Genomic DNA, 11,302 nt, shown 5'->3' with positions numbered 1-11,302 from the left:
GGTGGGCCGTGCTGGGCAAGTCAAACTTAATAGAGATCACACCTATGCTTTTTTCCCGTAAGGCGGTTTCCAAGCGTCACCTGCTGCTGATCGCAGCCGGTTTCAGTACCGTGCTGACTGGTTGCGCTACGTCGCCAGCCTCCAAGGTCGCGTCGAGCACCAAGGTCGAGTACTACCCCAACTGCTACGAGCCGGTGCAGCACCTGCGCGCTACCGATTCGAACATGACCAAGTCGGTGGTGACCGGTGCCGCCATCGGCGCGGCCGGCGGTGCGTTGTTGGGCGCCCTGACCGGCGACAAGGAAAAGCGTGGCCGTAACGCCGCCATCGGCGCTGCGGGCGGCGCCCTGGCTGGCGGCGCGGCGGGCTACTACACCGAGCGTCAAAAGCAGATCGCCGATGATAACCAGCGCATCGCCTCCTATGCCGCCGACGTGAACAAAAGCGTCTCCGACATCGACCGCAGCACCGCCTACGCCAAGGCCTCGCAACAGTGCTACCAGAGCGCGTTCACCAAGCTGGTGGCCGACCGCAAGGCCAAGACCGTCAACGATACCGAAGGCCGCAAGCGCCTGGCGGAAATCGTTGCGGGCCTGAAGGAATCCAATGACCTGATCGTCGCGGTCAACGGCAAAGCCAGCGAAGATCTGAACAACTACACCCAGGCCTACGAAAAAGACCTGCAACAAGTCGGCGTACAGCGTGCCGACGTGGTCACCGTGGCCCAGGCCGATGTGGCGCCTGTTGCGACGCCGACCAAGAAGAAAGGTGCGGGCACCAAGCCACCGAAAAAACCGTTGCTGCCAACCGTGCCAAAAGAAGCGGTCACCACCGAGAAGACCTTCCAGACAGCCCAGGCCAAGCAGGCTGAAAGCAAGCAGGTTGCCAATGCAGGTGATTCGCAGCTCAAGCTCAACTGCACCAACCCGAACCTGGTCGATTGGGCACCGGTGCCTTGCCCTAACGTCTAAGCACTTGTTGCTATAAGCGTTAAACGCCCGCCGATCTGCGTCTAAAGCGCGAGATCGGTGGCGTTCTTTTTGCAAATCGTTACACTGCTGCGGCCACTCCAATAAATACACCGAGGCCGTGTGCATGAAATTTCGTCTTCTCTTGTGGGTGCTTGGCCTGATGATGGGCAAAGCCAGCCGCACCAATCCCGCCTTCCAGCAACAGTTGGGTGACAAAGACCTGGCGTTCCAGTTGCAGACCCTCGACGGCAAGGTTGCCCGTCACTTCATCGTCAAAGACCAGCGCATTACCAGCCGTTCAGGTGTTCACCCTGAGCCTGCCTTTGCGATTGCCTTCAAGGATGCCGCCTACGGGTTTGCCACGATGCAGGCGAAGAACAAGCAACTGGCGTTCATGACGGGGATTCAGGACAAGTCGATCCAGATCAAGGGCAACCCGGCGCTGGTGATCTGGTTCCAGGGGTTGACCAAGTATTTGAAACCGAAGAAAAAGAAGTAACACCTAGGGGGTTCAGGTAGACCGAGTTGAATTCATCGCAGGCAAGCCAGCTCCCACAGTGACCGCGTTCCAACTTTGAAATACGGTCAACTGTGGGAGCTGGCTTGCCTGCGATAGCGATGTAACAGGCGGCAGGTTTACCCCTGGCTGCGCAACAGGCGCACCGCCAGACATACCAGGTTCGGATACGCGGGGTATTGCCCGTCATCTCACCGGGTTACTTGCCCCGAGACATTGAGTACCCGATCAGCTAGCAACTGTGCCAGTTCGATTAACTGCGCAATGCCCAGCAGTTCCTCTCGTTTTGGCCCTTCAAGGTCAAAGGCCAGATCGCAACTCAGCGCATTGGCCGAGGCCAGTGTTTCGCTGAGGTTGACCAACAGGTCTTCGGTGCTGATGCCTGCGGCTACAGTGAACAAGCGGATGGGGGGATTGGGGGTAGGTTTGATCATTGTGAACTTCCTGATTTAAGTGGAGCTGCCACAGATCGCCGCGACGCGATCGGGTGGTAGCTGTACGCAGGTTCGCGGACCGGAATCAGGAAACCGGCATACCCGAAGGTATCCCGCGCACAGCCACCATAACGCCGCACAGTAGACGATAAAAAAGCGTCACCTGAAAGCGGAAATGGCTCTTTGCGTCTGATTAAACCGGGTCGCGACGCCCAACCGCTGCGTGTGCAGCGGTGTACGAAGACTAGAGGTCGAGTGTCCTAGGGACAACCTCAAAGCCTTGTCAGACGTTTCTGTTTTTCCTACTACCTAGCCGAACGGACAGTTGTTTGGCTTTGCGCTCGTCAGCAACATCTTCCTTGCGCCATTTCGGAACCCTTCCCTTTGCATAACAACGCCACGACCGCGTTTGAGCATTCTTGCGCGCTAAAAAAGGACCAAACATGAAGAGCATTGATTTTCAAGTTCAGCAGCCAGTTGGACCGACCAACGCCAGCCTCATCGACTGCATGGAGAACCCAATGTGAGGCGCTACAACATCACGACTGGTTCAACCACCACGGCGGGCAGCAAGGTAGCGTAGTACCAAAGCAAAGCAAAGCAGGTGCAGGATGCCTCCGACCTGAGGGCTGCGGTGGACAGCAACTTCAATGCGATTAAACGCGGACTTCTGGAGGAAGGCTTCACCGAAGCTGACGTTGAAGTGGCTCGGGAGCAACTGCATAGGCTCAGTAAAGAACAGGGGTGGTATTGATGAGTGCGCAAACTATTGACGGCTGGATCAGAAATCTGGGCAAACGCTACGAAGATTTGATTACCGAAGGGCTGATACCGAACCAGCCATTACAAGAACTCTATGACGGGCGGGATCGCCTGCACTTAGAACTTGCATGGGGCCTTTCCTTGAGTTTCTGGGCAGAAACCAAGCGATTGGAAACGCTGTTCATCACTCTGATTAAAAGCACTCCTTCGACGTTGGAATATAAGGGCGAACTGCCCAAACCGCTCGCTTCTACCATGACGAAATCCGACATTCGGTCGCATTTCGGCGCCCCTGTAGAATCAGGTGTTCCTGTAAAAATGCCACAGCCCGGGGGTATGACTGGAGGGTGGGATGCCTATCATCTTGATCCAGGCACACATCCGAATACCAAGCTGGTTTGCAAGTACACCTCCACTTTGCAGGTAAAAGCGTTGGTGTTTACATTGATTGATAAGAACCACGACTGATCTGCGTTCTGTTCCTAACTGGTGCTCGTTCCCTCGCCCAGCGTGGGAACGAGCTTCAAAGACATAGAGAGTTAAGGTACACCGAGTTGGATTCATCGCAGGCAAGCCAGCTCCCACAGTGACCGCGTTCCAACTTTGAAATACGGTCAACTGTGGGAGCTGGCTTGCCTGCGATAGCGGTTTAACAGGCGGCGGGCTTACCCCTGGCTGAACTGCGAAGCCAATTCGCGCAACAGCACTTCGGCATCCAGCACTTTACCGACCACATCCTCCGCCTTCTCGCGGCTCAAGCCCAGGCGCTCAAGCAACGCGTCCGGAATGGATTCATCCGGCCCGGAGCCAATCCCCCGGCTACGCAACAAGCGCACAGCCAAACACACCAGGTTGGGATACTCAGCGTATTGCCCATCATAGGTCGGGTCGTGCTGGAAGCGCAGGGCGGTGCACAGTTCGTCCGGCATGTCCCAGTAGCGCATCAGCCAGGCACCGATCTGTTCGCGGGTGATGCCCAGCAAGTGCTGTTCGACGTAGCTGTGGCACAGGTGCGGGTTGACCTCCAGGTGTCGGCAGATCAGCGAAAAGTGCGGCGGGAACACATGGGCCAGCAGCAGGTAGCCGAAGTTGTGCAGCAGACCGGCCAGGTAGGTCAGGCCGGCTTCCGGACGCTGGGCGCGGGGCATGGCACGGGTCAGGCCTTCGATCACGGCGGCGGTGTAGATCGACTGGTGCCAGTACGGCGTGGACAGGTGCGGGCGGTCCTTGGGCAGGCTCAGGGTTTTGCCCAGGGCCAGGCCCAGCGCCAGGTTGATCACAAGATCAAAGCCCAGCACGCGGACGATGGCGTCTTCGACTGAGCGGATCTTGCCCGGCGAAGCGTAGTAGGGCGACGCGGCCCAGCTTACGACCTGGGCGGCGAGAGCCGGATCGGTTTCCACCACGCCGGTGATGTCATCAATGGTGGCGTTGGGGTCGACGCGCAGCTTGATGATCTTTTGCGCTGTGTCGGCCAGCGGTGGAATCTCGATGGTCGCTTCCAGGCGCTGCTGAATACGACGCGCGGTGAAGGCTTGCATCGCCTGGGTGATTTCCTCACGGTCATCATTGGGGCGGTCCAGGTTCGGGCGGATATTGCTCAGCGGTTCACCGAACTGCGCGGCGCTGGCCTTGGTCAGCATGCCCTTGAACGCGTCGCCCGGGATTTCCAGCAACAGTCCGGCTTCGCCCGAATGCACCAGCAGGCTCGGCTCGTTGAGCAGGCTGCCTTCATACAGGCACGGTGAACTGGTGAGTGCCGGCAGGCCCGGCAGCAGACTCAGGGCATGCTTGCCGAGCATGCGTTCGACGCGCTCAGGGGCAACGGCCGTGAGGCGCCGACCCGTGAGTTCGGCGAGGCGGTTGAGGTCGAGCAACTGGCTTTGGGGGAACAGCACCATGAGTGCGCCAACCGCATCCTCAAGCAACACCGCCTGGACCTTTCGCGCAGGGTTCAGGCCAGGTTGTTCGATGACTTCCGTGTAGGGGACGGCGAGCTTGGCGAGCAGCGCCCGAATGACCGGCGGGGCGGTCAGTGGGGCTGTGGCGAGGGCAACTTCTGACATGGCCTGATCCAATTTCTTACATTCATTGGAGTATAACCAGCTTGATACAGGTGTTGGTCGGATAAGTGCGTCAGGCGTCACACTTGGCCGTATTGCTGCCCGTGCCGCAGCCAGCGATCCAGCAACGGGCTGACGTGATCGGGCCAGCGTTCGAGCAGGGCCTGGGCAGCGTCGCGCACCGCAGGCAGCAGATCGGCGTCGCGCATCAGGTCGGCAACCTTGAATTGCAGCAGGCCGGTCTGGCGCGTGCCGAGCATTTCACCCGGACCGCGCAGTTCGAGGTCTTTTTCGGCGATGACAAAACCGTCATTGGTTTCGCGCATGATACCCAGGCGCTGGCGACCAATCTGTGACAGCGGCGGGTGATACAGCAACACGCAGTGGCTGGCAGCACTGCCCCGGCCGACCCGCCCGCGCAGTTGGTGCAGTTGCGCCAGGCCCAGGCGCTCGGGGTTTTCGATGATCATCAGGCTGGCGTTGGGCACGTCCACGCCCACTTCGATCACCGTGGTCGCCACCAGCAATTGCAGGTTGCCGGCCTTGAACTCGGCCATCACTGCGGCCTTCTCCGCAGGTTTCATGCGCCCATGGATCAGCCCGACCTTGAGCTCGCCCAAGGCGCTGGTGAGATCTTCGTAGGTGGTCTCGGCGGCCTGGCAGGTCAGCTCTTCAGACTCTTCGATCAAGGTGCATACCCAGTACGCCTGACGGCCTTCGGCACAGGCGCCGCGCACGCGCTCTATCACTTCGACGCGCCGGGTGTCGGTGACCAGCACGGTGTTGACCGGGGTACGCCCGGGCGGCAATTCGTCGAGGATCGAGGTGTCGAGGTCGGCGTAGGCGCTCATGGCCAGGGTGCGTGGGATCGGGGTGGCGGTCATGATCAACTGGTGCGGGTTCATGCGCCCGCCCACGCCTTTCTGGCGCAGGGCCAGGCGCTGTTGCACGCCGAAGCGGTGCTGTTCGTCAATGATGACCAAGGCAAGGTTCTTGAACTGCACTTCGTTCTGGAACAACGCGTGGGTACCCACCACCATCGGTGCGCCGGCGGCGATTTGCTCCAGGGCGCTGGCGCGGTTCTTGCCCTTGAGCTTGCCTGCCAGCCACGCGACTTCCAGGCCCAGGGGTTCGAGCCAGCGTTTGAAGGTAATGAAATGTTGTTCGGCAAGGATTTCCGTCGGCGCCATCAGCGCCACCTGGTAACCGGCTTCCAGCGCCTGAAGGGCGGCGAGGGCGGCGACCACGGTCTTGCCCGCGCCCACATCGCCCTGGATCAGGCGCAGCATGGGTTCCTGTTGGCTTAAGTCGTAGGCGATTTCATTACCTACGCGCTGTTGCGCTCCGGTCGGCGCAAAGCCGAGGTTGGCCAGGTATTGCGCGGGCAGCCGCGTGGCCTTGGGCAACGCTGGCGCACGCAAGGAGCGCATGCTCTCGCGCAGGCGCTGCTGGGACAGCTGATGGGTCAGCAGTTCTTCGAAGGCCAGGCGATGTTGGGCCCAGTGATGGCCGAGGGCGAGTTCGTCCACATCGGCGTCGGCGGGCGGGTGGTGCAGGTAGCGGATCGCATCAGCCAGGGGCGCCAGTTGATAATCGCGGGCCAGCTCCAGGGGCAGCCAGTCGGGCAGGCTTTGCGGGCCGAGCATGGTCAGGGTCTGCATGCACAGCTGGCGCAGGCGTTGCTGGGTCAGGCCTTCGGTCAGCGGGTAGATCGGTGTGAGCGTGGTATCTACCGGTGGCGGCTCATCGCCGGTAATGGCGCGGTATTCCGGGTGGTAGATTTCCAGGCCCGAAGCGCCTGGGCGCGCCTCACCGTAGCAGCGCACGCGTGTGCCACGCTTGAGGCCCTCTTTCTGCGCGTTGCTGAAATGGTAGAAGCGCAGGCTCAAGCCGCCGGTGCCATCCTGCAGGCGCACCACCAGGCTGCGGCGCTTGCCCATCACCACGTCGGCGCCGCTGACGGTGCCTTCGATCACCGCGTCCTGCCCGGGGCGCAAGTGGCCGATGGGCACCACGCGGGTGCGATCCTGGTAGCGCAGGGGCAGGTGAAACAATACATCCTGAAGGTTTTCCAGGCCGACCTTGGCCAGCTTTTCGGCCATGGCTTCACCGACACCCTTGAGTGCCGTCACCGGTACCTGCGACAGCTCAGTCATACGGTTGCTTAGCTCGCAACGGGCGGCTTGGCCACCGAACACAGGCGGATCGAGTCGGCGAGGATCTCAATCGCTTTGGGGCGTGGGAAGCTGGCGCGCCAGGCGATCGCCACGGTACGAAACGGCACCGGAGGGGTGAGTGGGCGCACTTCGATCACGCCCTGGGCGTAGTGATGGCTGTCTACGGCTGACAGCGGCAGGATCGAGATGCCCAGGCCGGAAGCGACCATATGGCGAATGGTTTCCAGTGAGCTGGATTCCACCGTGGTGTGCTTGGCGCCGTCGTTGCCCTTGGTCAGGGTCGGGCAGGCTTCCAATACCTGGTCGCGGAAGCAGTGGCCTTCGCCAAGCAGCAGCAGGCTCTTGTCGTTGAGCAGGGCGGCGTCGATGGTGTCCTTCTTGGTCCACGGGTGGGAGGCCGGCATCAACACGTAGAACGGCTCGTCGTAGAGAGGTAGCGTGAGTACGTCCGCCTCGTTGAACGGCAGGGCGATGATGATCGCGTCCAACTCGCCGTTGCGCAGTTTGTCGCGCAGCACGTGGGTGAAGTTTTCTTCGATATACAGCGGCATCTGCGGCGCGACGCGATGCAGTTGCGGGATCAAGTGCGGGAACAGATATGGGCCGACAGTGTAGATCGCGCCGACCTTGAGCGGCGCGGTCAGTTGGTTCTTGCCGGCCTGGGCCAGTTCGCGAATGCTTTGCGCTTGTTCCAGCACCTTCTGGGCCTGGGCCACGATGCCTTCGCCCACCGGAGTGAGGCGCACGGCGCTCTTGCTGCGCTCGAAAATCAGCACACCGAGTTCGTCTTCAAGCTTTTTCACACCCACCGACAGCGTCGGCTGGCTGACGTGGCAACGCTCGGCTGCATGGCCGAAGTGCTGTTCCTGGGCGAGGGTCACGATGTAGCGTAATTCTGTAAGAGTCATAGCAGGCGTCCATGAGGTTGCAGGCCAAGCATACCGGCTGCAATCGATAGACGCACGTTATCAGAACTTTGCTGGGGATTGAGTGAGGAGTGTCGGAAATTTTGCTGGTGTGGCGCCAGCGTATGCGGGAGAAAAAACGTCTCCCGCATGGCTGTATAGATGGAACTAGCGGCGACGTTTGTCGATGTTGTAGACGAACGGCGCAACGAGTTCGACGCTGCCATTTTTCAGCAGGTCGGCTGGTGGCTTGGGCAGCGGCTGGGCCTTGCGGATCATCTCCAGGGTCGCACGGTCCAGGTCGGCGTTGCCGGAGCGGCCTTCCAACTCGTAGGACAATACGTTGCCCTCGGCATCGACCACGAAGCGCAAGCGATTCATACCTTCCTTGCCGCGCTGTTGGGCGGCGGGTGGGTACTTCTTGTACTTCTGCAGGTGCGCCAGCAGAGTGCTTTGCCAGGATGCCTGGGCCGCTATCTGCTGTGCCGATGGGCCAGGCGCGGGCTGGGCCGATTTTTCCGCCGGTGTATTGGTCGGTGGAGTTTCGCTCGGTGGCTCCTCGGAAGGTTTTTCCTTGGGTGGCTCGGGCTTCTTCTCCACCGGCTTGGGCGGTTGCGGCTTAGGCTTGGGCTTGACCGGCTTGGGCACCTGGATCGTTGGCTTAGGCGCCTCGGCCATTTTGGGCAGGGGCAGCTCTTCCACGGGGGCAGGCGGCTGCGGCGGCGTCACCACCTTGGGCGGTGCCGGAGGTGGCGGTGCCGGCATCGGCGCCAGGTCGATGACCATGGCGGCGGGTGGCAACTGGATCACCTGCGGCGCGGACCATTGGAGCGCGATGATGATCGCGACGGCATGCACGCCCAGCACGACGGCGAGGCTGGTGCCATAACGCGTCAGTTTGTGGCGCGTCGTGATCATTTCTTGGCTGCCGTCTCAAGTCCGACCAGGCCCACCTTGAGGTAGCCGGCTGCCCGCAGGGCATCCATCACGCTCATCAGGTCGCCGTAGTCCACGCCTTTGTCGGCCTGGAAGAAGATCGTCGTGTCTTTCTTGCCCTGGGTCTTGGCATCGAGCACCGGGCCCAGGCTTTCAGTTTTGACTTCTTCTTCGCCCAGGAACAGGCGTTGGTCTGCCTTGACGCTGAGGAAGATTGGTTTCTCAGGCCGCGGCGCCGGCTTGGCGCTGGATGCTGGCAGGTCCACCTTGATGTCCACGGTGGCCAGCGGTGCCGCCACCATGAAGATGATCAGCAGCACCAGCATCACGTCGATAAACGGTGTGACGTTGATTTCGTGGTTCTCGACGAGCTCGTCGTCGCCTTGATTCAAATGCAGGCCCATGGCCGATTACCCCACTTTCACCATGTGCGGTTGCGAGCTGCGCTCGGTAGGCAGGTGATCGAGGTCACGGCTGACCAGCAACAGGACTTCTGCCGATGCATCCGAAACCTGGGCCTTGTAGCCGGCAATCGAACGGGCGAAGACGTTGTAGATCACCACCGCAGGAATCGCGGCAACCAGGCCCAGGGCGGTAGCCAGCAGGGCTTCGGCGATGCCGGGGGCAACGACGGCGAGGTTGGTGGTCTGGGTCTTGGCGATGCCGATGAAGCTGTTCATGATGCCCCATACGGTGCCGAACAGGCCGACGAAAGGCGCGGTGGAGCCAATGGTGGCGAGTACACCGGTGCCGCTGCTCATGTTACGGCCACAGGCCGCAACCAGGCGCTCGAGGCGAAAAGCCACGCGCTCCTTGATACCTTCTTTTTCGCGGGTATTGGCCGACAGGCGCATTTCTTCCAGCGCGTCGTGCACCAGGGTGTTGGCCAGGGTGCCCTTCCTGGTCGCGGTTTCGCTCGCTTCCTTGAGGGTATTGGCTTTTTTCAGGTGGACGATTTCAGCACGCAGGCGGCGCTTGGCGCCCAGCAGCTCGAAGCCTTTGGCAATCCAGATAGTCCAGGTAATGATCGAGGCGATGGCCAGGCCGATCATCACGGCCTTCACCACCACGTCGGCATTCTGGTACATGCCCCATGGCGACAAGTCGTGGGCCATGCCCAGGGTGTTGTCTTCTTCCAGCACCACGCCGGTTTCGTCGGCAGGTGCGGCGTCGCCCGCAGTCTGGGCTGGGTCGGTAGCGGCTGGAGCTGGAGCTGGAGCGGCCGCCGGGGCAGCAGCATTTTGCTCAGTGGCAGCAGCCGGAGCGGCGGGGGCCGTGGCATCAGCGAATGCGGCGGTCGGTGCCAGCAGTACGCTGAACAGCATCGCAGCAATCGCACGCCAGGCGCGGGATGGGCTGTGAAGCTTGGTTGGCGAAGCGGGGTTTGTATTACGTGTCATGCTGGCCGGACCTGAGAGAAAAAATGAGTGATCGTCCTTCCAGACCCATGGGGTCGAGGACAAATGGGCGGTTATTATTGCAAGTAATTCTTGTTAACAGAAGTAATACAGTAACTTTATTTGTGCTTTTTCTGGCCGCTGGTCATGTCTGGCGGCTAATCTGCGCCTTTAAGAACGGAGTTTTGTGATGTCTGTGCCTTCTGTTGTGATTGCCGGTTGCGGCGATGTGGGTAGTCGGCTGGCTAGCCAATTGCTGGCCTCGGAATGGGAGGTTCATGGCCTGCGCCGCGATATTTCGCGCCTGCCCGAGGGGGTGATCGGCATCGCCGGCGACCTGTTCGACGAGGATTGCCCTGATACCTGGCCCATCGGCGGGGTGGATTACCTGGTGTATTGCGCCGCTGCCACCGAACACGACGAAGCCGGCTATCGCGCCGCTTACGTGCAGGGGCTGCAGCATGTGCTGGAGTGGTTGAAGGACTACGGCCAGGAGCCGAAACACCTGTTGTTCGTATCCAGCAGCAGTGTGTATGGGCAGCAGAACGGCGAGTGGGTCGACGAAACGTCAGAGACGCAAGCGAAGGGTTATTCCGGGCAGGTGATGCTGGAGGCAGAGCAAGTGGCGCTCGACAGCGGCATCCCCGCCACTATTGTACGGCTGACCGGGATTTACGGTCCGGGGCGCGAATGGCTGTTGACCCAGGTGCGCCAAGGTTATCGGGTAGCGATTGACCCGCCCTTATATGGCAACAGGATTCACGCCGATGATGCGGCCGGGCTGCTGGCCTTTTTGCTGCGGCACGTGGAACAGGGCGGTGCACTGGGCAAGGTCTATATCGGCGTCGACGATGCGCCGGCGCCATTGGCCGAGGTGGTGGCCTGGTTACGTGAATACCTGGGTGTGACCGAATGGGCGGAGGACGCGAGTGTGCGGCGTGCGGGGAGCAAGCAATGCAGTAATGCGCGTATCAAGGCGTTGGGCTGGGTGCCGATGTATCCGACTTACCGGGAAGGCTATGCCGCGATCCTGAAAGGCTGAAACGCGGTCAAAGATGTGGGAGGGGGCTTGCTCCCGATAGCGGTGAGTCAGCCAAGGAAATATTGACTGATGTGATGCCATCGGGGGCAAGCCCCCTC

At 60.8% G+C, this 11,302-nt stretch carries 11 protein-coding genes; 4 read left to right on the top strand and 7 right to left on the bottom strand.

The genetic code is table 11. From position 1 onward, the window contains the following. Positions 1-44 precede the first annotated feature (44 nt). Entirely contained in the window at positions 45-971 is a 927-nt protein-coding gene (tagQ, locus tag TU73_RS06075; protein WP_057011442.1) for a type VI secretion system-associated lipoprotein TagQ, read from the top strand. 124 nt (positions 972-1,095) lie between these two features. Next, the gene (locus tag TU73_RS06070) at positions 1,096-1,470 is read left to right on the top strand and encodes a hypothetical protein (protein ID WP_032803751.1); all 375 of its coding nucleotides are present in this window, start codon (positions 1,096-1,098) and stop codon (positions 1,468-1,470) included. A gap of 209 nt (positions 1,471-1,679) precedes the next feature. On the opposite strand, the gene TU73_RS06065 is transcribed toward TU73_RS06070, so the two are convergent. Continuing rightward, positions 1,680-1,922 carry a DUF6124 family protein gene (locus TU73_RS06065; protein ID WP_057011441.1) on the bottom strand — a complete coding sequence of 81 codons (243 nt, stop codon included), beginning with the start codon at positions 1,920-1,922 and terminating at the stop codon, positions 1,680-1,682. Positions 1,923-2,675: 753 nt separating this feature from the next. Here TU73_RS06065 and TU73_RS06060 point away from each other — a divergent pair. Continuing rightward, entirely contained in the window at positions 2,676-3,152 is a 477-nt protein-coding gene (locus TU73_RS06060) for a DUF6392 family protein (protein ID WP_057011440.1), read from the top strand. Between the two features lie 197 nt (positions 3,153-3,349). On the opposite strand, the gene TU73_RS06055 is transcribed toward TU73_RS06060, so the two are convergent. The 6 genes from TU73_RS06055 to exbB all read right to left on the bottom strand — a co-directional run bounded on the left by TU73_RS06055 (position 3,350) and on the right by exbB (position 10,165). Then, positions 3,350-4,750, bottom strand: coding sequence for an aminoacyl-tRNA deacylase and HDOD domain-containing protein (locus TU73_RS06055; protein WP_057011439.1), 1,401 nt, complete (start codon positions 4,748-4,750; stop codon positions 3,350-3,352). Between the two features lie 77 nt (positions 4,751-4,827). Continuing rightward, on the bottom strand, positions 4,828-6,903 hold the full coding sequence (gene recG / locus TU73_RS06050; RefSeq protein WP_057011642.1) for an ATP-dependent DNA helicase RecG: 2,076 nt from the start codon (positions 6,901-6,903) through the stop codon (positions 4,828-4,830). A gap of 8 nt (positions 6,904-6,911) precedes the next feature. Then, entirely contained in the window at positions 6,912-7,832 is a 921-nt protein-coding gene (locus TU73_RS06045; RefSeq protein WP_043048080.1) for a hydrogen peroxide-inducible genes activator, read from the bottom strand. Positions 7,833-7,997: 165 nt separating this feature from the next. Then, positions 7,998-8,747 carry a TonB family protein gene (locus TU73_RS06040; protein ID WP_057011438.1) on the bottom strand — a complete coding sequence of 250 codons (750 nt, stop codon included), beginning with the start codon at positions 8,745-8,747 and terminating at the stop codon, positions 7,998-8,000. Then, positions 8,744-9,169, bottom strand: coding sequence for a TonB system transport protein ExbD (exbD, locus tag TU73_RS06035; RefSeq protein ID WP_003176926.1), 426 nt, complete (start codon positions 9,167-9,169; stop codon positions 8,744-8,746). The genes TU73_RS06040 and exbD overlap by 4 nt, the downstream gene beginning before the upstream one ends. 6 nt (positions 9,170-9,175) lie before the next feature. Then, positions 9,176-10,165, bottom strand: coding sequence for a tonB-system energizer ExbB (exbB, locus tag TU73_RS06030; protein WP_057011437.1), 990 nt, complete (start codon positions 10,163-10,165; stop codon positions 9,176-9,178). Positions 10,166-10,352: 187 nt separating this feature from the next. Here exbB and TU73_RS06025 point away from each other — a divergent pair, with 187 nt between their 5' ends. Continuing rightward, the gene (locus TU73_RS06025) at positions 10,353-11,204 is read left to right on the top strand and encodes an SDR family oxidoreductase (protein WP_057011436.1); all 852 of its coding nucleotides are present in this window, start codon (positions 10,353-10,355) and stop codon (positions 11,202-11,204) included. Positions 11,205-11,302: the final 98 nt, after the last annotated feature.

This window comes from Pseudomonas libanensis (genome assembly GCF_001439685.1).
GTDB classification, from domain to species: Bacteria; Pseudomonadota; Gammaproteobacteria; order Pseudomonadales; family Pseudomonadaceae; genus Aquipseudomonas; species Aquipseudomonas libanensis.
The sequence above is the reverse complement of the archived record's forward strand: the minus strand, read 5'-3'. Positions and strand labels throughout refer to the sequence as shown.

Coding starts and splice junctions, on each gene's coding strand:
- TU73_RS06070 (WP_032803751.1), top strand. CDS start 1,096: ATGAAATTTCGTCTTCTCTTGTGGGTGCTTGGCCTGATGATGGGCAAA.
- TU73_RS06060 (WP_057011440.1), top strand. CDS start 2,676: ATGAGTGCGCAAACTATTGACGGCTGGATCAGAAATCTGGGCAAACGC.
- exbB (WP_057011437.1), bottom strand. CDS start 10,165: ATGACACGTAATACAAACCCCGCTTCGCCAACCAAGCTTCACAGCCCA.
- TU73_RS06045 (WP_043048080.1), bottom strand. CDS start 7,832: ATGACTCTTACAGAATTACGCTACATCGTGACCCTCGCCCAGGAACAG.
- TU73_RS06065 (WP_057011441.1), bottom strand. CDS start 1,922: ATGATCAAACCTACCCCCAATCCCCCCATCCGCTTGTTCACTGTAGCC.
- recG (WP_057011642.1), bottom strand. CDS start 6,903: ATGACTGAGCTGTCGCAGGTACCGGTGACGGCACTCAAGGGTGTCGGT.
- exbD (WP_003176926.1), bottom strand. CDS start 9,169: ATGGGCCTGCATTTGAATCAAGGCGACGACGAGCTCGTCGAGAACCAC.
- tagQ (WP_057011442.1), top strand. CDS start 45: ATGCTTTTTTCCCGTAAGGCGGTTTCCAAGCGTCACCTGCTGCTGATC.
- TU73_RS06055 (WP_057011439.1), bottom strand. CDS start 4,750: ATGTCAGAAGTTGCCCTCGCCACAGCCCCACTGACCGCCCCGCCGGTC.
- TU73_RS06025 (WP_057011436.1), top strand. CDS start 10,353: ATGTCTGTGCCTTCTGTTGTGATTGCCGGTTGCGGCGATGTGGGTAGT.
- TU73_RS06040 (WP_057011438.1), bottom strand. CDS start 8,747: ATGATCACGACGCGCCACAAACTGACGCGTTATGGCACCAGCCTCGCC.